The organism is Bacillus australimaris (assembly GCF_001307105.1).
GTDB lineage: Bacteria > Bacillota > Bacilli > Bacillales > Bacillaceae > Bacillus > Bacillus australimaris.
In genome coordinates this window covers 442,083-465,045 of record NZ_LGYN01000023.1, presented here as the reverse complement: position 1 = coordinate 465,045, position 22,963 = coordinate 442,083, and the positions used below count along the sequence as shown (strand labels likewise).

26 protein-coding genes are annotated in these 22,963 nt (G+C 41.3%); 18 read left to right on the top strand and 8 right to left on the bottom strand.

The window, feature by feature from the left end:
* Positions 1-120: 120 nt before the first annotated feature.
* The 3 genes from AKG37_RS11635 (at position 121) to AKG37_RS11625 (ending at position 2,791) form a co-directional block, all read left to right on the top strand.
* On the top strand, positions 121-945 hold the full coding sequence (locus AKG37_RS11635; protein ID WP_060698953.1) for an orthopoxovirus pf05708 family protein: 825 nt from the start codon (positions 121-123) through the stop codon (positions 943-945).
* Between the two features lie 237 nt (positions 946-1,182).
* On the top strand, positions 1,183-1,944 hold the full coding sequence (gene soj, locus AKG37_RS11630) for a sporulation initiation inhibitor protein Soj (RefSeq protein ID WP_060698988.1): 762 nt from the start codon (positions 1,183-1,185) through the stop codon (positions 1,942-1,944).
* Positions 1,937-2,791: a ParB/RepB/Spo0J family partition protein gene (locus AKG37_RS11625; protein ID WP_060698952.1), complete on the top strand. Its 855-nt coding sequence runs from the start codon at positions 1,937-1,939 to the stop codon at positions 2,789-2,791. Before soj ends, AKG37_RS11625 begins: the two co-directional genes overlap by 8 nt.
* A 25-nt stretch (positions 2,792-2,816) precedes the next feature.
* On the opposite strand, the gene yyaC is transcribed toward AKG37_RS11625, so the two are convergent.
* Entirely contained in the window at positions 2,817-3,443 is a 627-nt protein-coding gene (gene yyaC, locus AKG37_RS11620; protein WP_060698951.1) for a spore protease YyaC, read from the bottom strand.
* A gap of 72 nt (positions 3,444-3,515) precedes the next feature.
* Between yyaC and AKG37_RS11615 the strand changes: the two genes are divergently transcribed.
* Positions 3,516-4,571: a YkvI family membrane protein gene (locus AKG37_RS11615; RefSeq protein ID WP_077233715.1), complete on the top strand. Its 1,056-nt coding sequence runs from the start codon at positions 3,516-3,518 to the stop codon at positions 4,569-4,571.
* Positions 4,572-4,596: 25 nt separating this feature from the next.
* On the opposite strand, the gene AKG37_RS11610 is transcribed toward AKG37_RS11615, so the two are convergent.
* Together AKG37_RS11610 and AKG37_RS11605 are read right to left on the bottom strand one after the other, a co-directional pair.
* Positions 4,597-5,007, bottom strand: coding sequence for a hypothetical protein (locus AKG37_RS11610; RefSeq protein ID WP_060698949.1), 411 nt, complete (start codon positions 5,005-5,007; stop codon positions 4,597-4,599).
* Positions 5,008-5,022: 15 nt separating this feature from the next.
* Positions 5,023-6,342 (bottom strand): hypothetical protein, encoded by a 1,320-nt coding sequence (locus AKG37_RS11605; protein ID WP_060698948.1) that lies wholly within the window; start codon positions 6,340-6,342, stop codon positions 5,023-5,025.
* A gap of 293 nt (positions 6,343-6,635) precedes the next feature.
* On the opposite strand from AKG37_RS11605, the gene AKG37_RS11600 reads away from it, so the two are divergent.
* The 8 genes from AKG37_RS11600 to wrbA all read left to right on the top strand — a co-directional run bounded on the left by AKG37_RS11600 (position 6,636) and on the right by wrbA (position 12,091).
* Positions 6,636-6,842 carry a DUF951 domain-containing protein gene (locus AKG37_RS11600; protein ID WP_060698947.1) on the top strand — a complete coding sequence of 69 codons (207 nt, stop codon included), beginning with the start codon at positions 6,636-6,638 and terminating at the stop codon, positions 6,840-6,842.
* Between the two features lie 216 nt (positions 6,843-7,058).
* Positions 7,059-8,159 (top strand): redox-regulated ATPase YchF, encoded by a 1,101-nt coding sequence (ychF, locus tag AKG37_RS11595; RefSeq protein ID WP_060698946.1) that lies wholly within the window; start codon positions 7,059-7,061, stop codon positions 8,157-8,159.
* 108 nt (positions 8,160-8,267) lie between these two features.
* The gene (gene rpsF / locus AKG37_RS11590) at positions 8,268-8,555 is read left to right on the top strand and encodes a 30S ribosomal protein S6 (RefSeq protein WP_024424058.1); all 288 of its coding nucleotides are present in this window, start codon (positions 8,268-8,270) and stop codon (positions 8,553-8,555) included.
* A 36-nt stretch (positions 8,556-8,591) separates the two neighbouring features.
* Positions 8,592-9,134, top strand: a complete 543-nt coding sequence (ssbA, locus tag AKG37_RS11585; protein ID WP_007497456.1) for a single-stranded DNA-binding protein SsbA — start codon at positions 8,592-8,594, stop codon at positions 9,132-9,134.
* Positions 9,135-9,174: 40 nt separating this feature from the next.
* Positions 9,175-9,414: a 30S ribosomal protein S18 gene (rpsR, locus tag AKG37_RS11580; RefSeq protein ID WP_008359105.1), complete on the top strand. Its 240-nt coding sequence runs from the start codon at positions 9,175-9,177 to the stop codon at positions 9,412-9,414.
* A 434-nt stretch (positions 9,415-9,848) separates the two neighbouring features.
* Entirely contained in the window at positions 9,849-10,799 is a 951-nt protein-coding gene (locus AKG37_RS11575; protein ID WP_060698945.1) for a ring-cleaving dioxygenase, read from the top strand.
* Positions 10,799-11,404 carry an alpha/beta hydrolase gene (locus AKG37_RS11570; protein WP_060698944.1) on the top strand — a complete coding sequence of 202 codons (606 nt, stop codon included), beginning with the start codon at positions 10,799-10,801 and terminating at the stop codon, positions 11,402-11,404. The genes AKG37_RS11575 and AKG37_RS11570 overlap by 1 nt, the downstream gene beginning before the upstream one ends.
* A 72-nt stretch (positions 11,405-11,476) precedes the next feature.
* Positions 11,477-12,091, top strand: coding sequence for an NAD(P)H:quinone oxidoreductase (wrbA, locus tag AKG37_RS11565; protein WP_193391711.1), 615 nt, complete (start codon positions 11,477-11,479; stop codon positions 12,089-12,091).
* Between the two features lie 48 nt (positions 12,092-12,139).
* Here wrbA and katX read toward each other — a convergent pair whose 3' ends face one another.
* Positions 12,140-13,750, bottom strand: coding sequence for a catalase KatX (gene katX, locus AKG37_RS11560; RefSeq protein WP_420805464.1), 1,611 nt, complete (start codon positions 13,748-13,750; stop codon positions 12,140-12,142).
* A gap of 84 nt (positions 13,751-13,834) precedes the next feature.
* Here katX and AKG37_RS11555 point away from each other — a divergent pair, with 84 nt between their 5' ends.
* From AKG37_RS11555 to rsiV, 3 genes are all read left to right on the top strand, one after another.
* Positions 13,835-14,491: a hypothetical protein gene (locus AKG37_RS11555; RefSeq protein ID WP_060698942.1), complete on the top strand. Its 657-nt coding sequence runs from the start codon at positions 13,835-13,837 to the stop codon at positions 14,489-14,491.
* A gap of 149 nt (positions 14,492-14,640) precedes the next feature.
* On the top strand, positions 14,641-15,135 hold the full coding sequence (locus AKG37_RS11550) for an RNA polymerase sigma factor (protein ID WP_060698941.1): 495 nt from the start codon (positions 14,641-14,643) through the stop codon (positions 15,133-15,135).
* Positions 15,136-15,993 carry an anti-sigma-V factor RsiV gene (gene rsiV, locus AKG37_RS11545; protein ID WP_060698940.1) on the top strand — a complete coding sequence of 286 codons (858 nt, stop codon included), beginning with the start codon at positions 15,136-15,138 and terminating at the stop codon, positions 15,991-15,993.
* Between the two features lie 40 nt (positions 15,994-16,033).
* Here the strand turns inward: rsiV and AKG37_RS11540 are convergent, their stop codons facing one another.
* The gene (locus AKG37_RS11540; protein WP_060698939.1) at positions 16,034-16,960 is read right to left on the bottom strand and encodes a manganese-dependent inorganic pyrophosphatase; all 927 of its coding nucleotides are present in this window, start codon (positions 16,958-16,960) and stop codon (positions 16,034-16,036) included.
* Positions 16,961-17,184: 224 nt separating this feature from the next.
* Here AKG37_RS11540 and AKG37_RS11535 point away from each other — a divergent pair, with 224 nt between their 5' ends.
* The 3 genes from AKG37_RS11535 to rplI are packed head-to-tail and all read left to right on the top strand — an operon-like array spanning position 17,185 to position 20,656.
* Positions 17,185-18,210: a YybS family protein gene (locus tag AKG37_RS11535; protein ID WP_237697728.1), complete on the top strand. Its 1,026-nt coding sequence runs from the start codon at positions 17,185-17,187 to the stop codon at positions 18,208-18,210.
* Between the two features lie 20 nt (positions 18,211-18,230).
* Positions 18,231-20,210: a DHH family phosphoesterase gene (locus AKG37_RS11530; RefSeq protein ID WP_060698938.1), complete on the top strand. Its 1,980-nt coding sequence runs from the start codon at positions 18,231-18,233 to the stop codon at positions 20,208-20,210.
* On the top strand, positions 20,207-20,656 hold the full coding sequence (gene rplI, locus AKG37_RS11525) for a 50S ribosomal protein L9 (protein WP_060698937.1): 450 nt from the start codon (positions 20,207-20,209) through the stop codon (positions 20,654-20,656). The genes AKG37_RS11530 and rplI overlap by 4 nt, the downstream gene beginning before the upstream one ends.
* A gap of 41 nt (positions 20,657-20,697) precedes the next feature.
* Here the strand turns inward: rplI and AKG37_RS11520 are convergent, their stop codons facing one another.
* The 3 genes from AKG37_RS11520 to AKG37_RS11515 all read right to left on the bottom strand — a co-directional run bounded on the left by AKG37_RS11520 (position 20,698) and on the right by AKG37_RS11515 (position 22,884).
* Complete coding sequence (locus AKG37_RS11520; RefSeq protein WP_060698936.1) at positions 20,698-21,912, bottom strand: CynX/NimT family MFS transporter; 1,215 nt, start codon at positions 21,910-21,912, stop codon at positions 20,698-20,700.
* A gap of 22 nt (positions 21,913-21,934) precedes the next feature.
* The gene (locus AKG37_RS18570; protein ID WP_008347524.1) at positions 21,935-22,078 is read right to left on the bottom strand and encodes a YycC family protein; all 144 of its coding nucleotides are present in this window, start codon (positions 22,076-22,078) and stop codon (positions 21,935-21,937) included.
* Positions 22,079-22,149: 71 nt separating this feature from the next.
* A complete protein-coding gene (locus AKG37_RS11515) occupies positions 22,150-22,884 on the bottom strand; it encodes an alpha/beta hydrolase (RefSeq protein WP_060698935.1) in 735 nt (244 codons plus the stop codon).
* Positions 22,885-22,963 lie beyond the last annotated feature (79 nt).

Below are 22,963 nucleotides of genomic sequence, written 5' to 3'. Positions count from 1 at the left end.
ATGAGCGCCACTCGTCAGCTTTTTTTGTTTGACAGATTTTCCTGCACACACAATATTTACATAATATTTATAAATTGGTAAAATATGATTTTCATAGTATAAAGGAGGGGACAACTACTGATGAAAATGAAGAAGACTATTTTCGCCATTATTTGTTATTTACTATTTTCTTTTTCTCTTTTTTCAAATGAAGCGACATTATACGCTGTGAAATCGCCAACGGCTCACGCGGATGAAAGTCTGATGACCAATGAAGAATTGAACGTTTTGAAGGAGCAAGGTGTTGTTTCTCAAGATGTGACTGTACAGCAATTCAATCAAGAGTATGGATCTTCCGATGATTCGATCGACTTGATTACAGCTGAAGATGATTTGAAGAACTATGGTTTACGACAAAATAAGCAGGATAAGCTGGTGACGGATGAAAAGCCGCACACCCTCAAGCACCTTTTAGGAAAGCCGTATCCTGGTACCGATATTATACCTAAAAAAGGAGATATCTTGGTGACAACTACTGATGCTGTGAAGGGTTTGGTTGGACATGCAGGTATCGTCATTAATGAGAAAAGCTATGCTTCTATTCCAGGGTTTCGGCAGCATCCTCAACTTGATTCCATTCATGACTGGTTTCGATATAGTACCAATACAAAGGTAATTCGGATTAATCATGAGGAGAAGGCAGATTTAGCAGGAGAATGGGCACACGATTATGTGAAAGGTCATCCGAAGGCTCGCTACTCCATCACCATGTCAATTCAATCACTCGACCCGACTTATTGTTCAAAGATCGTTTGGCAGGCCTATGGCAAAACAGGGGATGCTTTGGGACATGCGACATTTACCATTAAGACACCCTACGGATTTTTAAAAAAGAAAAGCTATAAAACAGTAACTCCTAAGGTCATTGTAAGTGAAGGCCGTAAAATAGGTGAATTAAACTTTTGATATGTGACCCTCACTTTTGACGAAAGTGAGGGTTTTGTTGTATGTCTATTTCTTTTAAAAAAGATATATTAATATATCTTTTGGTGTGTTTTCATTCGTTTTTTCATGTACGAAAATCAACATTTACCGACGAATTTATAATAGAGAAACAAAAAAAGCAAACGTTTCATACTTTTTTTGATAGAATAGAAAGTATGAATGAATGAGAAACTTGTTAAGTTGAAAGTGGGTGACATCGTGGGTAAAATCATAGCGATTACCAACCAGAAGGGCGGCGTTGGGAAGACGACAACTTCTGTTAATTTGGGTGCGTGTTTAGCATACATAGGGAAACGGGTGTTGTTAGTTGATATTGATCCGCAAGGCAATGCCACGAGTGGTATAGGGATTGAGAAAGCTGACGTAGAGAAATGTGTGTACGATATTTTAGTTGATGATGCAGATGTTCTTGAGGTGATTAAAACGACAGAGGTCGAAAATCTAGATGTCATTCCTGCGACGATACAGCTTGCAGGGGCTGAAATAGAGCTTGTGCCTACGATTTCACGTGAAGTGAGACTGAAGAGAGCACTTGAATCTGTTAAGCAAAATTATGATTATATGATTATTGACTGCCCGCCATCTCTTGGGTTGCTGACGATTAATGCGTTAACTGCATCCGATTCCGTTTTAATACCAGTTCAGTGCGAATATTATGCGCTTGAAGGATTGAGTCAATTGTTAAACACAGTTCGTCTTGTGCAGAAACATTTAAATACCGATCTTGCCATTGAAGGTGTCTTACTGACAATGCTTGATGCTCGAACAAATCTTGGGATTCAGGTTATCGAAGAAGTGAAGAAATACTTTAGAGATAAAGTCTATCAGACCATAATTCCGAGAAATGTGAGACTGAGTGAAGCGCCTAGTCATGGAAAGCCGATTATCTTGTATGATCCACGTTCAAGAGGTGCAGATGTCTATTTAGACTTAGCAAAGGAAGTGGATGCGAATGGCTAAAGGACTTGGAAAGGGTATTAATGCACTATTTAACAATGTAGATTCAAATGAAGAAACGGTTGAAGAAATTAAATTAAAGGATCTGCGTCCGAACCCGTATCAGCCAAGGAAAACGTTTGATGATGAGGCATTGTCTGATCTGAAAGAATCGATTCAGCAGCACGGTGTTTTACAGCCAATCATTGTTCGGAAATCGATTAAAGGATATGACATTGTAGCAGGGGAGCGCCGTTTTCGCGCAGCACAACAAGCTGGGCTGACAACCATTCCTGCGATCGTTAGAGAGTTTTCAGAAACGCTGATGAGAGAAATTGCCCTTTTAGAAAACCTGCAGCGTGAGGATCTATCTCCACTAGAGGAAGCGGAAGCCTATGCTTCCTTGCTGGATCATCTAAGTGTGACGCAAGAGGAATTAGCGAAACGATTAGGGAAAAGCAGACCGCATATTGCAAACCATCTTCGTCTTTTGACTTTACCGGATGAAGTACAAAAGCTGATTGCAGAGGGTACGTTATCAATGGGGCATGGTCGGACATTGCTTAGCTTAAAGAACAAAAAGAAGCTAGCTCCATTGGTTAAGAAAGTCGTAAATGAGGGGTTAAACGTACGTCAAGTTGAGAAACTTGTTCAGCAGTTAAACGAAAATGTTCCACGTGAAACAAAGAAAAAAGAAGCACCAAAGGATCGCGTGTTGAAAGAAAGAGAGTCTTTCTTACAAAACTACTTTGGTACTTCTGTAACGATCAAGAAACAGAAGAAAAAAGGGAAAATTGAGATTGAATTTCTCTCGAACGAAGATTTAGAAAGAATCCTCGAATTGCTTTCTACGAGGGAATCATCCGAGTGACCATCTTGATACGAGATGGTCTTTTTTATATTCTCCCAGTGATATTTTGAATAGGGGTGAAGAGAGACCGACTTTTTTCTCTCGTCCAATCCATTTGATCAATGTGAAATAGACTTTCAGAAAGTGTATTGGCCATAGACATGACAAGATGAAGACGTGTGTTTTGGAGAACGAAGTATTCCATGAAACCACTCACATTGACGATCCCATTAATATGAATATCTCCTACCTCTGGCAGTTCCTTTTGCACACCTGCTCCAGGCTTTAACGGCCCATCACCAATTTGGAACGAACCTACACTTTTCACTCTTCCTAAACAGGCATCAACTGCCACAATAAATGGATGTTTGTGAGCTTGTTCAATTTCAGCGAGCTTCTCTTTTAAATTGACTGCATGCACTGGGTCAGAGAGTGTTCCGTATACATAGAGCTTTTTCAAATCCAGCCCTGAAAGCTTTGTACCAACAAGTGGACCTAGAGAGTCGCCAGTTGAGCGGTCTGTTCCAATACAAACGATGGCAACGGGTCTTTTTCCTGCTTTCTGAAGATGCGAGAATAAAATACTTTTAAGCTGTTGAATGGCATTTGAATCCGTATGGGACACGTATTCTTTCACCCTATTTTTAAAAAAAAGACCGTTCTTGCTATTCATAGGTCTCACTTCCTTGTCATAGTAGTTAGTAACAGTATACGGAAACAAGCTTAATTCTATACCTATGAGGTGATGATTGTGTGGAAGGCTGGTTCAAGGTGGACGCTTTTAATTTTAGGAAGCTTAATAGGAGCGGGATATGCTTCCGGCCAAGAAATTTGGCAGTTTTTTGGCATTGATAGCGGACTAGCCATTCTACTGTTTACATTGATGTTTATGCTGTCTACCTATGTGGTGTTAAAAATTAGTTATGAGGTGCGTGCTGATCACTTTGTTCCAGTGCTGGAGCGGCTTGTCGGTCCATGGCTGGCTAAGGTGTATGATGTTTTAATTGTCCTTTATTTATTCACGACAACGACGGTCATGATTGCGGGAGGCGGGGTGACTCTTGAGATGTATCATGTACCTTTTTGGTTCGGCATCGGTGCGTTTTGTTTGTTTTCATTTATGATTTTTTTCTGGGATGTGAAAGGGCTTTTATCTGTGAATGCTTTCATTATACCAATTTTGGTGGCGGGGCTCATCTATGCGTTTGTTTTTTATTATATGAACCATGATCATATGTGGCGGATTGATTTTGGGCAGCAGTACAACTGGCCAGCCAGCATTGTCTTTGCTTCTTTGAATATATTATCTGTTGTGGCTGTACTGTCTTCGGTTGGGAAAGAAATGAAAGGACTCGGTGAAGCCAAAGTGGCGAGTATATTAAGCGGTCTCATTTTTGGTGTCATCTCGTACGTGTATAACGAAATACTGGTTGATATTTCTGGAAGCCTTTCAGCAGAAGGAATTCCTTTGTTTACAGTATTAGAAGGGGCGCCGACGTCTCTGTTTGTGTTTATGACCGTTGTTCTTTGTTTAGCGATTTATACGACGACAGCCGCAGGGTTATTTGGATTATCCAGCCGGATGCTTTCTTTAGTACGGATGCCTCGCTGGCTGGTTGTATTGGTGATGCTGCTTTTGATGGCGCCTTTAACATCTCTTGGATTTGCAGATTTGATTGCTTTCTTGTATCCAATTTATAGTTTGTTAAACCTTTATTTGCTCGTCTGCTTAATGCTCTATCCGATTCTAAGTAAAAAGATATTTTCTCGCTCTAAAAATTATATTGATAAAATAAAATAAGCACACCTCTCTTTAAGAGCTGTGCTTATTTTATTTGAATGGAATCAATAGCATCTTTAATATCATCATAGACGGGCAGTTGCTTGAGACGTTGGAGGCGATCTTCTAATTCTGATATGGCCTGTCCTTTTAAATGCTGGGAGATGTGTTGTTTGACAATGGTCGTCTGGTTTATCAGGTCTTCTGTTTTAGACAATTGATACTCCAAGTGCACGCGTGTGTTTGCTAATTCGTCATGCAGCCGCATTTTGAGCAGCCGTTTGAGATCCTTGCGTTGTCCTTCTCTACGCATGGCCTGTATGGCGGCTATTTCTTCAGGAGACTGCGTTTGTGTATGTGGTGCCGATTGATTTTCGAATACAGACATGGAGCGGCGGGCACTCACATTTTGCAAGAAACGCTGGGCGTCACTAGGAGGTTTATTGTGATTGATCATGCGGTGACTCCTTTCTTAATGAATTCCCATTTGCATCGCAAGTCGTTTATCTGCCTTGGCGTAGTCATTCCCCATTGTGTACATATGTCTTGAAAGGGTAGAAAGCTCTTGTTCGTAATCTCTCAGGGTGTACAAGGCATTTAGTTGTTTCTCGTGTGAATAAAAGGAGGAGTGCGCTTGTTCCATCCTCACTTCTTCTATCAGAGCTTCTACATCACTATGACTTAATAAATCATAGTGGCCAAAACCAACGAGTCCTTTGAGCTCTTGTTTCACATGATGGACGGCGTCTTTTACGCTTTCATCGATTCCATCGATTTTTTCGAATATAGTGTGTACTTCGTGTTCAATCATACTTTCCAGATCATAAGAAGAATTTTTAAGTAAATGGGATTTTATGATAATTTCAAGTCCGTTTTGTGCATAGGCACGTCCTGAATGAATTTCTTGCAGCAGCATGGCTGTAAAACTTGTATTATGATCAAGCTGTTCATCTAAAATACGGGCAGATCCATTCGAGTGGAATGAATATCCATTTACTTTAAATTCTCCAGAAACAAGCGCTAAAAAAGCATTTGTATCAAAGGATTCGTTCCATTCTATATTCATAGATGCAAAAGCTGATTTTAAAAAGGTGTCAATTTCTCTTTTTTTGTATTTAACGGATTCTTGGACTGAGCCTTGATTCCGTGGCGGTACGGTGTACTTGACTTGACCTACTCCGTGATCATGACGATTGATTAAACCGACATAATGACTAGGCTGGATATATTCAGTCAACATGCGTGTATATTGACCTTGCTGCGCCTTCTGCTGAATAGAAGGCGATAGGCTGCTCCATATATTCGGGCTATCAAAGGTGACAGCTTTTTTAACAGCTGGCTGCTCTGTGACAACATAAGCACAAACAGCACCGGCAAGGGCTTGTCCAGTGAGATAGATACCTGCATTTGGATGCTTTTGACTGACTTGCTCTATGTATTCCTTCCCTTTAAAAAAGACATGATCTTGATTGCTGTCAAGGGACTTTCTTTCAATTGGAAAGGCATAATCCGTTTTGAGCAATGACTGTGCTGCGTTTTGTACATCTTGTGGTGATGTCACCGTCATTTGATCTGGCAGCGGACAGTGAAAAGCAACGATAAATTCGTCTGATTGCTCAGGCCGCATCGTTAAACCATATAATTTATGATCGATTTTTAGAAAATCGTGGACAGTGAGCGTTTGCTGACCTACTTCTATCGTATGGTGCTGCTGGTAGTTGTCTATGTTTCCAGCATGATCGGATATGATTTTATATTCTTGATCAGTTAATCTATCCTTTCGATTGACCATCGTACCTGCTCCTCACATAACATTTATGCAGATATCATAAATCAAAAAATATGGAAAAACCACATCGTTCTACCAATAAAAACCTTTTGACCTACAGTGTTTGTGACAATATTGAAAAAAAGCGGATTTTAAGTAACTATTGGTCACAAATAAAATGATCTAAAAGAAGGGTTTTTTCTATATAAAAGAAATGGGTGAATGATTGAAAGAGGCTCTTTGTTTTGTACATTGCCCTCCATCGAAGTTTTTTTGTACAATAGATGCAATGAAGTGAGCAAGAGAGGTGAAGGCTGATGGCGGACAAAGCGTTCGGGTTACATGATGTCGTTGAAATGAAAAAGCCCCATCCATGTGGTGCCAATCGGTGGAAGATCATTCGTTTGGGCATGGATATCCGTATTAAATGTGAAGGATGCGGGCACAGCGTGATGATTCCAAGAAGAGATTTTGAACGAAAAATGAAGAAAATTCTCGTCAAGCATGAGGAGCCAACTGCTTAAGTAGGCCTCATGCTTTTTTTATTAAATTTGTCTTTTCTACAGCAGAGCCAGGTGCAATTTCTCGTTTTAAAGCATTGATTTAATCTTTTTGACGATGTTTCTTCTATTGAAAATGCATGATGGTTAGCTTGTCTTTTCATGTAAACCTACTTATAATTGCTCTAGGTTCATATTACGCAGTATAACGAGCACGTTTGATATAGAGGAGATGAAAGAATGGCTTTAACAGCTGGTATTGTTGGCTTACCTAACGTCGGGAAGTCAACGCTATTTAATGCAATTACACAGGCTGGAGCGGAGTCTGCTAACTATCCGTTTTGTACCATTGATCCAAACGTTGGTATTGTAGAAGTTCCAGACGAACGTTTACAAAAACTTACAGAATTAGTGCAGCCGAAAAAGACAGTTCCAACTGCTTTTGAATTCACTGATATTGCGGGTATTGTCAAAGGTGCATCTAAAGGTGAAGGATTAGGAAATAAATTCCTTTCTCACATTCGTCAAGTAGATGCGATTTGTCACGTGGTGAGAGCTTTTGCTGATGACAACATTACACACGTAGCTGGTAAGGTTGATCCTGTGGCAGATATTGAAACGATTAATCTCGAATTGATTTTGGCTGATTTAGAAACAGTTGAAAAGCGTTTAGCTCGTGTGAGTAAACTTGCAAAACAAAAGGACAAGGAAGCAGTAGCTGAATTTGAGATTTTGTCGAAGCTAATGAACGCATTTGAAGCTGGGAAATCGGCAAGATCTGTAGAATTTACTGATGAGCAGCAAAAGCTTGTGAAACAGCTTCATTTACTCACATCTAAACCAGTTCTTTATGTAGCAAATGTGAGTGAGGATGAAGTAGCAGATCATGACGGCAACGAATATGTGAAGCAAATCCGTGAGTTTGCTTCTGGTGAAAATGCTGAAGTCATCGTCGTTTGTGCGAAGATCGAGTCTGAAATTGCAGAGCTTGAAGGAGAAGAGAAGCAAATGTTCCTTGAAGAGCTTGGTATTAATGAGTCAGGGCTTGATCAGCTAATTAGAGCATCTTATTCGCTTCTAGGATTAGCTACGTATTTCACAGCAGGTGAGCAAGAGGTACGCGCTTGGACATTTAAAAAAGGAATGAAAGCGCCAGAGTGTGCTGGAATCATCCATACAGACTTCGAACGTGGATTTATTCGTGCTGAAACGGTTGCGTATGAAGATTTACTAGCTGGCGGAAGTATGTCTGCTGCAAAAGAAGCAGGAAAAGTTCGTCTAGAAGGTAAAGAATATATAGTGAAAGATGGAGACGTCATTCATTTCCGTTTTAACGTATAGGTTCTTGTCATAGGCCAAGTGATTTGTTATAATATACAATTGTGAGTAATATAATTTATTGCTCCTTGCCCGTTTAGGGCCGCTTAGACCAAAAGGAGGTGCAATCAGATGAGAAAGTACGAAGTTATGTACATCATCCGCCCAACAGTTGACGATGAGGCTAAAAAAGCAGTTATCGAGCGTTTCAATAACGTGTTAACTTCTAATGGTGCGGAGATCACTGGAACAAAGGATTGGGGTAAACGTCGTCTTGCATACGAAATCAACGATTTCCGTGACGGTTTCTACCAAATCGTAAACGTTCAATCTGACGCTGCAGCAGTTCAAGAATTTGACCGCTTAGCTAAGATCAGTGACGATATCATTCGCCACATTGTTGTTAAAGAAGAAGTATAAATCATTGAAATATATATTTAAAGGTGGTCTTTCAATATGCTAAACCGTGTTGTATTGGTCGGAAGACTAACAAAAGACCCTGAGCTTCGCTACACGCCTAATGGTGCGGCTGTAGCCACGTTTACTCTAGCTGTGAATCGTACGTTTACGAATCAATCTGGAGAGCGTGAAGCCGATTTCATTAACTGTGTTACTTGGAGAAGACAAGCCGAGAACGTGGCTAATTTCTTGAAAAAAGGAAGTCTTGCCGGTGTAGACGGTCGTTTGCAGACAAGAAACTATGAAAACCAGCAAGGACAGCGTGTCTTCGTGACAGAGGTTCAAGCTGAAAGTGTTCAATTTCTTGAACCTAAGAGCGGCGGTGCTGGTTCAGGTGGATACAGCGGCGGTGGCAATAGCGGAGGCCAGTATTATGGCGGTAGCCAAAATGATCAGAATCCATTTGGAAATGAACCAAGTCAAAATCCATATGGCAATCAAAACAACCAAAATCGTAATCAGGGAAATAGCTTCAATGATGACCCATTTGCGAACGATGGTAAACCGATTGACATCTCCGATGATGATTTGCCATTCTAATTGATCTGAAAAAATGACTAAAGGAAAGGTGTGAAAACAAATGGCAGGTGGACGCAGAGGCGGTCGTGCGAAACGTCGTAAAGTATGTTTCTTTACTTCTAACGGCATCACGCACATCGATTACAAAGATGTTGATCTTCTTAGAAAGTTTGTTTCTGAGCGTGGTAAAATTTTACCTCGTCGTGTAACAGGAACTAGCGCTAAGTATCAACGTAAATTAACTTTAGCGATCAAAAGATCACGTCAAATGGCATTACTTCCATACGTTACTGGTGAGTAAGTCGTTGACTTAAAAAGCGGAGAGCCTTGAGCTCTTCGCTTTTTTTAGTAGATATTAAAAGTTTAAACTGATCAAGTGAATATATTAATGATGTTTCCCATATCAGCATTTTTGCTTTATATTTAGGGTTTTCTATATTTTTTTATATCTGTCAATGTAAAGGAGAAGGATGCATTTCAGATGGCAAAAGCCTATTAAAAAAAGAAAAAATTGCTGCAATAATCAAGGTAAGCAGAGCTGTTTATGGAAAAGCGGCTCTGCTTTTTTAAAAAGAAAAACAAAAATCGTTGACATTTATTTAAAAACATCATATCCTTAATTCGAGATAAATATATTTTTTTGGTTTAATATCTCGAATTCGAGATAATATAAAGGCGTCAGTAAAGACATAATGAATATAGGCTTGTTACTTCATGATTAGGAGGTCATTAGAAGTGAAAAAAACAGAAGGAATTCATCATATTACAGCTATTGTGGGTCATCCTCAGGAGAACGTTGATTTTTATGCAGGTGTTTTAGGGCTTCGTCTCGTGAAGAAGACCGTAAATTTCGATGATCCAGGCACATACCATTTATATTTTGGAGATGAAGGCGGCTCTCCAGGGACGATTATTACATTTTTCCCTTGGCCAGGTGCACAAAAAGGACAAATTGGCGCAGGTCAAGTAGGTGTGACAACATATGTTGTACCGACAGGCGCTTTCTCATTCTGGAAGGGACGTCTTGAGCAGTTTGATATCTCTTATGAAGAAGTTGAACGCTTTGGTGAAGCTTTTCTCTCATTTGAAGATCCACATGGCTTGTTGATTGAGCTTGTAGAGCGTGCGGAAGGAAAGCAAAATGAGTGGGTATTTAACGGTGTCACACCAGATGTAGCGATTAAAGGGTTTGGCGGAGCGGTTTTATTAACTTCGCAGCCGGAGCAAACAATGCAGCTGCTAGAGCAAACGATGGGACTTGAACGAGTCGGTGAAGAAGGAGACTATGTGAGATTCCGTTCGTTTGGTGAAATAGGCAATGTCATTGATGTGAACATCACACCTGTTCCAAGAGGACGTATGGGTGTTGGAGTTGTGCACCATATTGCATGGAGAGCAACAGATGATCAGGATCAATTAGATTGGCAAAGACATATTGCACAAAGCGGGTATCAAGTGACACCTGTACAAGATCGAAATTATTTTAATGCCATTTATTTTAGAGAGCTTGGGGGCATATTATTTGAGATTGCTACTGATCCTCCAGGGTTTGCACACGATGAATCAGTGGAAACAATGGGTGAAGCATTGAAACTTCCACCGCAATATGAGGCGCAGCGCCGTCAGATTGAACAAATTGTGCTGCCAATTGAAGTGAGAGAAATTAAAGGGAAAGGAGATTCGTGATGAAGCATCTTTTTCGAAAAGGAAAGAATGAACAAAGACCTGTCCTGTTATTACTGCATGGAACTGGCGGAACGGAAGAAGATTTATTGCCGCTTGCAGATTTAGTAGATTCTGATGCATCTGTTCTTAGTGTGAGAGGAAATGTGTTAGAAAACGGCATGCCGCGTTTCTTTAGACGTTTGGCAGAGGGTGTATTTGATGAGCAGGATTTAATTGAGCGTACAGAGGAGCTGTATTCATTTATCGGAGAAGCAGCCGATGAATATGGGTTTGATCGTCACAATGTGGTGGCTATCGGATATTCTAATGGGGCGAACATTGCTGGAAGCTTGTTATTCCATTATGGGGATGCTCTAAAAGGAGCCATCCTGCATCATCCAATGGTTCCAAGACGCGGGGTTTCATTGCCTTCATTAGAGGGGAAACAAGTCTTTATAGCAGCTGGTGAAAATGACCCAATGTGTCGTCCAGAGGAATCGCAGGAGCTGGAGCAATTGCTGCAGGGTGCGGGTGCTTCAGTTACACTTCATTGGGAAAATCGCGGACATCAGTTAACAAGAGAAGAAGTCGATGCTGCAGCTTTATGGTATCGTCGTCAATTTTAAATAAGGTGGGGAATACAGGTGGGATTTTTACAGAAGCTTTTTGGGCAAACTAAACCAAAGGAGATGGAACAAATGGAAAACGTAAAACTAGCGATTATTTATTATAGTTCAACAGGTACAAACTATCAGATGGCAAAATGGGCTGAGGCAGGAGCGAAAGCAGCTGGTGCTGAAGTTAAAGTATTAAAAGTTGCGGAATTGGCACCAGAAGCAGTTGTTGCATCAAATCCAGCATGGAAAGCACACTTAGATGAAACAAAGGATGTTCCAGAGGTTCAATTGAGTGATTTAGAGTGGGCAGATGCCATCATCTTTAGCATGCCGACACGCTTCGGTAACCTGCCAGCTCAAATGAAGCAGTTCTTAGATACGACAGGCGGCTTGTGGTTCCAAGGTAAATTGGCAAACAAAGCAGTAAGTGCGATGACTTCTGCTCAAAATGCAAATGGCGGACAAGAGCAGACGGTTCTCAGCCTTTATACGACGATGTTCCACTGGGGAGCTATTATTGCCGCTCCTGGATATACAGATGACTCCTTATACGGTGCAGGGGGCAACCCTTACGGCGTAAGTGTCACTGTTGACCAAAATGGAAAAATCCAAGAGGATGCAGAAGCAGCTGTAAAACATCAGGCAAAACGTACAGTCAATGTGGCAGAATGGATCAAAAAAGGTCAAAACGCTTAATAGATATATACAAAAAGAATGCAGCCAATCAGCTGCATTCTTTTTGTATTAATAAGGATCTGATGGTGTGCTGTTGTTGATGGCATCGTCTACGGCTTGTGCTGCGCCTGTAGAGCCTATAGGTCCGCTCGGCTGTTCTTGTTTAAAGGCTTTTAAGCCGTCAGCGACACGCTTTCCGTAATCAGGGTCTGCTTTTGTAAAGTTTTCGATCATCTGGTCTTGAATGTCCTTTTGACAGGTGGCAAGGGTGTTGACTAAGTTCTTAATCAGTTCTTCGCGCTCCCAATCATTGAAGCTGCGATACGTTTCTCCCGCTTGTCCAAAATTGTTCGGCCGGTCAATGGCTTCTCTTTTGACTTCACCCTCTACAAAAGGTGTATGATCCTGTCCATCTTGCTTCGCTTCTTTTAATCCGCCGAGGATGGATGGTTCATAATTCACATGGGGGTTTTGCCCTTTGCCTTGATCGACATGGTATTCCATTTGCCCATCTCGCTGGTTGGTAGCGACATGCTTTTTCGGTGCATTGATCGGCAGCTGTAAATAGTTTGGTCCGACACGATATCGCTGCGTGTCAGAGTAGGAGAAGGTGCGGCCTTGAAGCAATTTATCATCTGAGAAATCCAATCCGTCTACAAGAACCCCAGTCCCAAAGGCAACCTGCTCAACTTCTGCAAAATAATTTTCTGGATTTTTGTTTAACACCATTCGTCCGATTGGTTTCCATGGATAGTCATCCTTGTACCATAGCTTTGTCGGGTCAAGCGGGTCGAAGTCGAGGTGAGGGTGGGCATCATCCTCCATAATCTGTGCATATACCTCCCATTCAGGATAATCCCCTTGCTCAATGGCTTCATATAAATCCTGTGTGGCATGATTAAAGTTTTCACCTTGAATCGCTTGAGCCTGTTCCTGGGTTAGGTTGCGAATCCCTTGCTTCGGTTCAAAATGATATTTCACCAGCACTGCTTTTCCCTCATGATTGACCCATTTGTACGCATGAACACCTGAGCCTTGCATGTGACGGTATGTCGCTGGAATGCCCCAAGGTGAGAAAAGAAATGTCACCATGTGTGTCGCTTCAGGTGATTGCGAGACGAAGTCAAATATGCGCTCGCCATCCTGACGATTTGTGACAGGATCAGGCTTGAAGGCATGAACCAAATCTGGGAATTTCAACGCATCTCGGATAAAGAAAATTTTTAAGTTGTTCCCAACGAGATCCCAGTTGCCTTCTTCTGTGTAAAATTTAATCGCAAACCCTCTTGGATCACGCAATGTTTCTGGCGAATGACCGCCATGAATGACGGAAGAAAAACGAACGAAGACAGGCGTCTTTTTCCCTTTTTCCTGAAATAATTTCGCTCTTGTATAGGTGGAGATCGGTTCATCTCCAAATGTGCCGTAGGCTTCAAAATAACCGTGAGCTCCAGCTCCGCGTGCATGAACGACACGTTCAGGGATGCGTTCACGATCAAAATGACTGATTTTCTCTAGGAAATCGTAGTTTTCTAGCGTAGTGGGTCCTCTATTTCCCACAGTTCTCATATTTTGATTGTCTGTGACGGGATGACCTTGCCGATTCGTTAACGTATCTTCAGACTCTGAAGATGATTTAGGCTGTTGATCTTCTTTCAATTCGAATCCCTCCTTCAATATCTCTCTAACAATATGGTCATGTTGCTCCCTATTTCATACAAGGATTGATATAATGAGTAAAAACTTTCACGAGGAGCGACCCAGATGATTCGATTACACTGCCTTCATGCCCATCCGTCCAATATTCCTTACATCGAAGACGCTTTTCCCGGGAAATCATTTGACGTGCATCACATAGTCGATTCATCATTTATGGAACGAGCCAAACAAGATCCCGCATTTGACCTTCATCATCAGCAAGCCTATGCTATCGATCGACTGATGCAAGAAAGAGAGGCTGATCTGATCTTATTAACGTGTACACAATACATTGCGGCATTAGGAGATCAGCAGCATCTTTTTCAACAACCGATTGTGCCGATAGATGAGCCTTTATTTGAGCAGATTTGTGAGAGAAAGGGGCCGCTTCAGCTAGTGTTTTCAAACCCTGACACAGTCGAAGGAACGATGCATCGTTTGTATGCATATGCACAAGAACGGGGAAAGCAGGTTGAGGCAGAAATACTTGTGCTAGAGGATGTCTTTCATCTTTGTTTAAACGGTGAGATGGAAGCCTATCATGAGCGTATCATGGTGCAGCTGAGACGATCTGTGAAGCAGCATAGGGAAATTTGTGTGATGCAGCTCTCGATGGTACATGCTGCACAACAGGTGGAGAAGGAGACAGGCGTGCCTATCATACATCCGCTGTCCTCCCTAAAATCCTTTGTCCATCAAAAAATAGTGGCTGCGAAAGAGTGAACCCATCAGGTTCACTCTTTTTGTATAGAACCGTAAATACAATGACATGTTAAAAAAATAAGCGAGCACAAACTATTTTCAGAAGATGCGCGTCTATCCAATGTAAGAAATAACAGATGCGCATTTAAGATAAAGGAGCTCTTTGTAAAATGAAGAAACAAAAGATTGATGATCAATTTGCGGATTACGTAATGGAGCATAAACACAGTTTTTATCGATTGTCCTATAGCTATGTCAAAAACCCAGAGGATGCCATGGATGTTGTCCAAGAGGCCATTCATAAAGCACTCAAATCTGTTCACCGATTAGAGGATGCAAGTAAGATGCATAGCTGGTTTTATAAAATCGTGGTGAACGCTGCGCTAGACTTTTTACGAAAGAAGAAACGGGTGCAAGTGACAGACGATGACACACTTGAATTCTTATCAAAGGGAGAGTCAGATGTCTATGAGGATCAAGACGTCAGACGGGCTATAGAGGACTTGCCGGAGATGTATCGGACGATCATTATATTGAGATTTTTTGAGGATTTAAAACTGGAGGATATCGCCCAGATACTCGAAGAAAATGAAAACACCATTAAAACAAGATTATACAAGGCGTTGAGGCTTTTAAAAGTAGAATTATCGCAGGAGGAAGTTTAAATGGATAAGCATTTGGAACAGTTAAAAGAGGAATATTTAGAAATTCCAATTCCGCCAGAATATGATGCTATGGTTGAACGGACGTTAAAACGAAAAAATAGAAAACCTCATTTTCAGCAATGGACCATCGGACTTGTTGCTGCAGCTGCTCTTTTTGTCACGACTGTTAATGTCAGTCCACAAGCAGCAAGAGCGATTTCAGAGGTACCTGTCATTGGCGAGCTGGTGAAAGTTGTGACGTTTACAGAATTTAAAAAGAGCGATCAAGGAACGGATATTGATCTCAAAACACCACATGTTTCAGGGCTTGGGGATAGAGCATTACAAGACAGTCTGAATCAAAAATATTTAGCTGAAAACAAAAAGTTGTATCAAGATTTTGAAAAGGAAACAAAGGGTTATAAAAATGGTCATTTAAGTGTTGAGAGCGGTTATGAAGTGAGAACGAACAATGATCAAATCCTTTCACTAGGTCGATACAAGGTGACGACTCAGGCTTCTGCTTCAGAGGAAATGACATATGATACGGTTGATAAGAAAAACCATGTCCTTATTACATTACCAAGCCTATTTAAAGATGATCGTTATATTGATGTGATTAGTGAAAATATTAAAGAACAAATGAAGAAACAGATGAAAGAGGATTCAAACAAGATCTACTGGATTACCAAGCAAGATACGGTTGATCCATTTAAGAAAATTCAGCCGGATCAAAACTTCTATATCAATTCAAAAGGGAAGCTTGTGATTTCTTTTAACGAATATGCTGTGGCGCCTGGTTACATGGGTGTTGTTGAATTTACGATTCCAACAAGTGTGCTGAAGGATATTCTCGTTAGTGATATGTATATTCATTAAAAAAAGACTGCTGAGTGATTCAGCAGTCTTTTCGTGTAGATTAAGAAAGTGCGTCTGTTAGTGCAGGTACGACCTGTTTCTTTCTTGATACAACACCTTTTAGTAAAGCTGTGTTGTTTTCAAGAGTGACGTTAAATGCTTTTTCAACTTTTGCTGCTTCGGCACCGAGTGCAAGAGCAAGTGAGTCGTTTTCTAAAATGTCTGTGATGACTAGAACAAATAGATCAAGACCTTTTGCTGCAATGACTTCATTGATTTTCGCTTCAATGTCAGCCTGTCTTGCTGTTACTTCTGCGATATCTACTGTATTGACTTGCGCAATTTCCACTTTGCTATTGCCTAGCGCAAATTCTTTTGCATCAATGGTAATTAATTCTTGAACTGTTTTTTGGCTTAGGTCAGCGCCTGCTTTCAGCATATCTAGGCCATAAACTTCTGGGTCTACCCCAGCGATTTTAGCAAGCTCATGCGCAGCATCAATGTCTTGCTGTGTGCATGTTGGGGATTTGAATAGTAAGGAATCAGAAATGATCGCAGATAAAAGCAAACCAGCGATTTCTTTTTCAATTGTCACTTGGTTTTCTTTGTACATTTTGTTTAAGATCGTTGCTGTACATCCTACAGGCTCAGCACGATAGTAAAGAGGTTCACTTGTTTCAAAGTTGGCAATACGGTGGTGGTCAATGACCTCAGTCACTTGTACTTGATCAATATCGCTTACACTTTGCTGGAATTCGTTATGATCGACAAGAATGACTTGTTTTGTTTCATTTGCAGCCGTTTCAATGAAACGAGGTGCTTCTTGTTTAAAGAAATCTAATGCGTATTGTGTTTCTCCATTGATTTCTCCAAGTCTGACGGCCTCTGCCTGAACGCCGATTTTGTTTTTTAGATCAGCGTAAGCAATAGCAGAGCAAATCGTGTCTGTGTCAGGATTTTTGTGTCCGAATACGAGTGTTTTTCCCATGTGAATTCTCCTTCTTACATTTATTGATGATGCTTCTATTCTAACAGCTTTTGACCTTGAATTCAGGGTTTATAGCTAAGAATTATCTTAAAAATTGTAACATGCTGTTTAAAAACTTGCATGTGCGATTTCATATTGGTGTTCCACGTGAAACGTTCCCAGGATAGCCTGCATTTTACTTGCGATTTGCCGCTATGGTAAAATAAAGGTTGGGGCAAGACATGATGGAGCTTACATCATACGTATACATAGAAGTACACATTGAGCAAGATATAGAAAAAGGATTGGATAGAGGTGAAGGTGTGAAACAAACAAAAGCGTTAGTAGAGGGCGCAATCATGATCAGTATTTTCTCGGTCATGACGCTGTTTTATCTGTACGTGCCGCTATTATCGATTATTTTCTTTCTAGCTGCTCCGATTCCAATCATCCTCTATACAATTAGACACGGCTTGAAAAAAGGAGTTGCTGCTGGCGCTATTGGCATAGTGATCAGCTTTTTAATTGGGTCTATAAATGGTCTCATGACTGCGCCAATATTGATTGCTGTCGGATTAGGTATGGGTGTTTTTTACAGAAGACGGCAGCCTGGGAATGCCATCATAACAGGTGCGCTGATTTATTTATTCAGTTTTCTCATCTCCTTTGTTGTCAGTGTTCAGCTCTTTCAGATCGATATCATGAATATGGCGAAAGAGTCGATTGAGCAAATGATGCCGATGGTAGAGAGTACCTTAAAGCAATCCGGTGCGTCTGAGAAGGACATTGCAAAGCAGCTGAAGCAGTTCAGAGAGATTCAGGATACGGCATTAAGTGCTTTACCTGTAGCGCTATTAATTTGTGTCACAATGATGTCATTTGTGAATCACTGGTTCGTTCGGCCCTTAATCAAACGGTTCGTTCCAGACATGCCAGTCTTGAAGAAATTTAAGGATATGCGGCTGCCAAAAAGCATGGTATGGTATTATTTACTCACGTTGCTTTTGATGTTGATTCAGACGGAAAAAGGCAGCTTTTTATGGCTCGTTCAAACGAGTGCGTTTCAAATTTTATTTATACTGGTGCTTATTCAGGGACTTTCTTTTATCTTCTATTATTGCCACGAAAAAAATATCTCAAAAGTGGTACCGATATTCGCTGTTGTGTTAGCGGTTCTCTATCCGCCAATCGGTACGATTGTGCGTATTATAGGAATTGCTGACATAGGCTTTGATTTAAGAGAAAAAGTAAAAACAAATAATTCACTCTGAATGTTGAGGAGTTGATATCAGTGCCAAGCTTCTATAGAAAACCTGTCATCAAGTATCCGATCATCGCATTAATTGTCCTTGCGGTGGTCACAGTCCTCCTCAACCTTTATTTTAATTGGATCATAGGAGCGGTTGGTCTTTTCGTTCTTGCGGGTGTGCTCTACTTCTTAAAGTGGGCAGACAGGCAAGTGCAAAAAGAAATTGATTCGTATATTTCAACATTATCCTATCGAGTCAAAAAGGTTGGAGAAGAAGCATTAATGGAGATGCCAATTGGTATTATGCTGTTTAATGACCAGTATTATATCGAATGGACGAATCCATTTCTCGCTTCGTGCTTTCATGAAAGCACGCTTGTCGGCAGATCCTTGTACGATACATTCGAGTCCATTGTGCCGCTTATTAAACAAGAGGTCGAAACAGAAAATGTGACGCTGAATGATCGGAAATTCAAAGTCATTATTAAACGGTCAGAGCGCCTTTTATATTTCTTTGATGTCACGGAACAGGTGCAGATTGAAAGACAGTACGAAAATGAACGAACGGTATTATCTTATATCTTTCTAGACAATTATGACGATGTCACGCAGGGCCTTGACGATCAAGTGCGCAGCGCGATTAATAGTGAAGTGACGTCTCTTTTAAACAATTGGGCACAAGAATACGGTATTTTCCTGAAGAGAATTTCGTCTGAACGATTTATGGCGGTTCTAAATGAAAGCATCTTAGCCGAGCTTGAAGCGTCGAAATTCTCCATATTAGACGAGGTTCGTGAGAAAACAGGGGCACATAGTGCGACGCTTACTCTGAGTATCGGAATTGGTGCATCCGTTCCTTCTTTAAAAGAGCTTGGAGTACTTGCACAGTCGAGTCTTGACCTTGCCCTCGGACGAGGCGGAGATCAGGTAGCCATTAAACAGCCGAATGGTAAAGTGAAATTCTACGGCGGAAAAACGAATCCAATGGAGAAACGGACACGCGTACGCGCACGGGTCATTTCTCATGCTTTAAAAGAAATTGTATCTGAAAGCGGTAATGTCATGATCATGGGACATAGATTCCCAGACATGGACTCAATCGGTGCATCCATCGGGATTTTAAAGGTCGCCCAGGCCAATGGAAAAGAAGGCTATATTGTTATTGATGCCAACCAAATTGGAGACAGTGTTCAACGCTTAATTAGTGAAATTAAAAACTATGAAGAGCTTTGGTCACGTTTTATCACGCCAGAGGAAGCTATGGAGCTTGCAAAGGATGACACACTGCTTGTGGTCGTAGATACACATAAACCGTCCCTTGTCATGGAGGAACGACTGCTGAATAAGATTGAAAACGTCGTGGTCATTGACCATCATAGACGAGGCGAGGAATTTATCCGTGATCCTTTACTTGTTTATATGGAACCGTATGCTTCATCTACAGCAGAACTTGTGACAGAGCTCTTAGAGTATCAGCCGAAGAAATTGCGGATTAATATGATTGAGGCTACGGCGCTTCTTGCTGGGATCATCGTTGATACGAAGAGTTTCTCCCTCAGAACGGGGTCAAGAACGTTCGATGCAGCATCCTACCTTCGTGCGAAGGGAGCAGATCCTGTCCTTGTGCAAAAGTTCTTAAAAGAAACAGTCGATCATTACATCAAACGGGCAAAACTCATTCAGCATACTGAGCTGTATCAAGATCAGGTAGCAATCGCTTCATTGCCGTCAGACAGCTCTGAGTATTATGATCAAATTACGATTGCACAGACGGCTGATTCCTTGCTATCGATGAGTGAGGTAGAAGCGTCATTTGCTGTCGCTAGACGAGATGACGATACGGTATGCATTAGTGCAAGATCATTAGGGGATATCAACGTTCAAATTATCATGGAAGCGTTAGATGGCGGCGGTCATTTGACTAACGCTGCAACCCAGATTTATGGTATAACCATTGAAGAAGCGGTAGAGAAGTTAAAGGCTGCCATAGACGAATATTTCGAAGGAGGGGTTCAAAGATGAAAGTCATCTTTCTAAAAGACGTAAAAGGCAAAGGGAAAAAAGGCGAAGTCAAGAATGTAGCAGACGGATACGCTCACAACTTTCTCATCAAACAAGGGTTAGCTGTTGAAGCAACTCCAACGAACCTAAGTGCATTGGAAGGGCAGAAAAACAAAGAGAAAAAGAATGCCATCGAAGAGCTTGAACAAGCAAAACAACTAAAAGAAACACTTGAGGCGTTAACAGTGGAACTCACTGCTAAATCAGGTGAAGGCGGCCGTTTGTTTGGTTCAATTACAAGCAAACAAATCGCTGATAAATTGCAAAAGGATCATCAAATTAAACTCGATAAGCGTAAAATCGAACTAAATGACGCGATCCGTGCATTAGGTTATACAAATGTACCGGTGAAGCTTCATCCAGAGGTACAAGCAACGTTAAAGGTACATGTGACAGAGCAGGCATAAATAGAAAAGAACCCGTCTACGAGGAGGCGGGTTCTTTTTTTTTATGAAGGATCTGAAATATAGACACTGCGTCCGGCACGCATACCGGATAAAAACATGAAAAATAGGATGATGATAAAGATGATAATCGATGGTGTCCATGTATGTGTGAAATCAAAAAGGATACCGATCATGAATGGACCAACAGCGGCTAATAAATAACCGAGAGACTGCGCCATTCCAGAGAGGGCAGCTGCTTGTTCCATATTAGTTGTTCGTAATCCGATAAATGTGAGGGCAAGACTGATACTGGCTCCTTGTCCAACGCCAATCAATAGGACAGAGATGACAAGAATAGGTGTCGATCCTCCGAGAAGAAGTCCAATCATGCCGAGTAAATACACAAGGACAAGGCCGACGACAAGCGGTCTTTGCGTTTTTAATTTTTCTGCAAAAACGGGCGTTAAGAAGGTGGATGGCAGACCAGTGAACTGCATAATAGACAGCATCCATCCAGCTGTCGCCAGATTCATTCCATGTGATGTTAAAATATCAGGAAACCATGCGATACTGCTGTAGAAAAGGAATGATTGCAAGCCCATAAAAAAGGTCACCTGCCATGCGACACGTGAACGCCATATTGGCTGTGCTGCGAGTGAAATGCTTTTGACGGCCGCTGTGTCCTGATGAAGAAGCTGCGGCGCCCACACCATCATAGCAAGAAGGGCAAGTCCAGCCCATACAAGGAAAGATGTATTCCAGCCGCCAGGCATCGTATGACTGAGTGGAACACTAACACCTGATGCAAGTGCAGCAAAGACTGACATTGAGGTCGTGTAGACACTTGTCATCAATCCAGCATGTGCAGGAAATTTATGCTTCACGAGCCCGGGTAGGAGTACATTACAAATCGCAATTCCTACGCCGACTAGCGCTGTTCCGACCATTAAGAAGGTGATGGTGCCTAACGAGCGAATCACAATCCCAAATAGAAGGACAGCAAGTCCAAGCCAAAGAGTTCGTTCATTGCCAAGGCGTTTTCCGATTTTAGGTGCAATTGGAGAAAGCAATGCGAATGAGAGCAGTGGTAATGTTGTGAGAAAACCAGCAAGTCCATTTGAAAGCTGCAAATCGGAACGAATTGCGCCGATAACAGGGCCAACGGACGTAATGGCAGGCCGCAGATTAAATGCAATGAGTAAAATCCCAGCAATCAGCAAGACAGTTTGCCCTGTACTGCGAGGATGTAATGTTGATTTTTCTAGTTGTTGTTTCATGAATGTAAACTCCTTTATTTCTTTAAGAACGATCTTTCTTCTGTTCAAGCTCCGCTAATTTAGCTAATAAAATGTGCTGCGGCATATGCATAATTTGCTCTAACGGTACATTGAGTGATGCAGCAAGCTTTTGTGCGGTATCGGCTGAGATTTGTAAAGGTCTCATGCGCAAATCCCTCCCTTTCAATCTATACGTTCCAATATACCATATCGACTTTGTGCCTTGCTGATAAAAAATTAGCGTTTTCTTTTATAAAAGCACTTAATGGCCGATAAGAAATTTTTTTGAAATTGTTTTAGGTGATGGCCCTCTCCTTGTTCGATGTGAAAGTGCAGCTGCCATTCCTGCATCCCTTTCTGTAATAGAAGGTCATGCAGTTGTTTGTTGAATAAAGGCATGTGCTGTTGTACAGATGTTTTGCCTTTCCCTTCTTCACTGCCTACCGACAAATAGACAAGGTGACCCAGACACTGAATGTTTTGTTGTTTAGCAAATGGTAGAAAATCTTGATACCAAAATGACCCGGAGAGGGATGCGATGTTTTTAAAAAGGGCAGGGTGCATGAATAAGGTATAAATAGCAAATAGTCCACCTAATGAAGCACCTATGTGACCATGTTCATCACAAGTCTCTTTAACTGGGTATTCTCTTTTGATATATGGGAGCAAATCATTCGCTAAAAATGACACATACGTCTGTGCCTCGCCTTTAAAGTCAGGGAATCCAGAACGCAGTGATGCTGCTTTCCATGGTGTATATTCATCGAGTCGATTGAAGGGGTGTATGCCGACAATGATGATAGGCGAGATGGTTTTGGCTTCGATCATGTTTTCGATCTCTAGCAGGCGGGTTCTAAACAAAGAAGAGCCATCTTGTACAAAGACAGCTGGAACATCAACAGAGGTATCCGGTGGAAGGTAAATATCAAGCTGACGCCCGTTAAACTCGTCATATAGAAACGTTCCGTTCATATGTAATCTCTCCTCCAAGTTTTCAAGCTACGCTGAAAAGAAGACAAAGGGCTAAAAATAAAGATCATTTTAGCCCTTT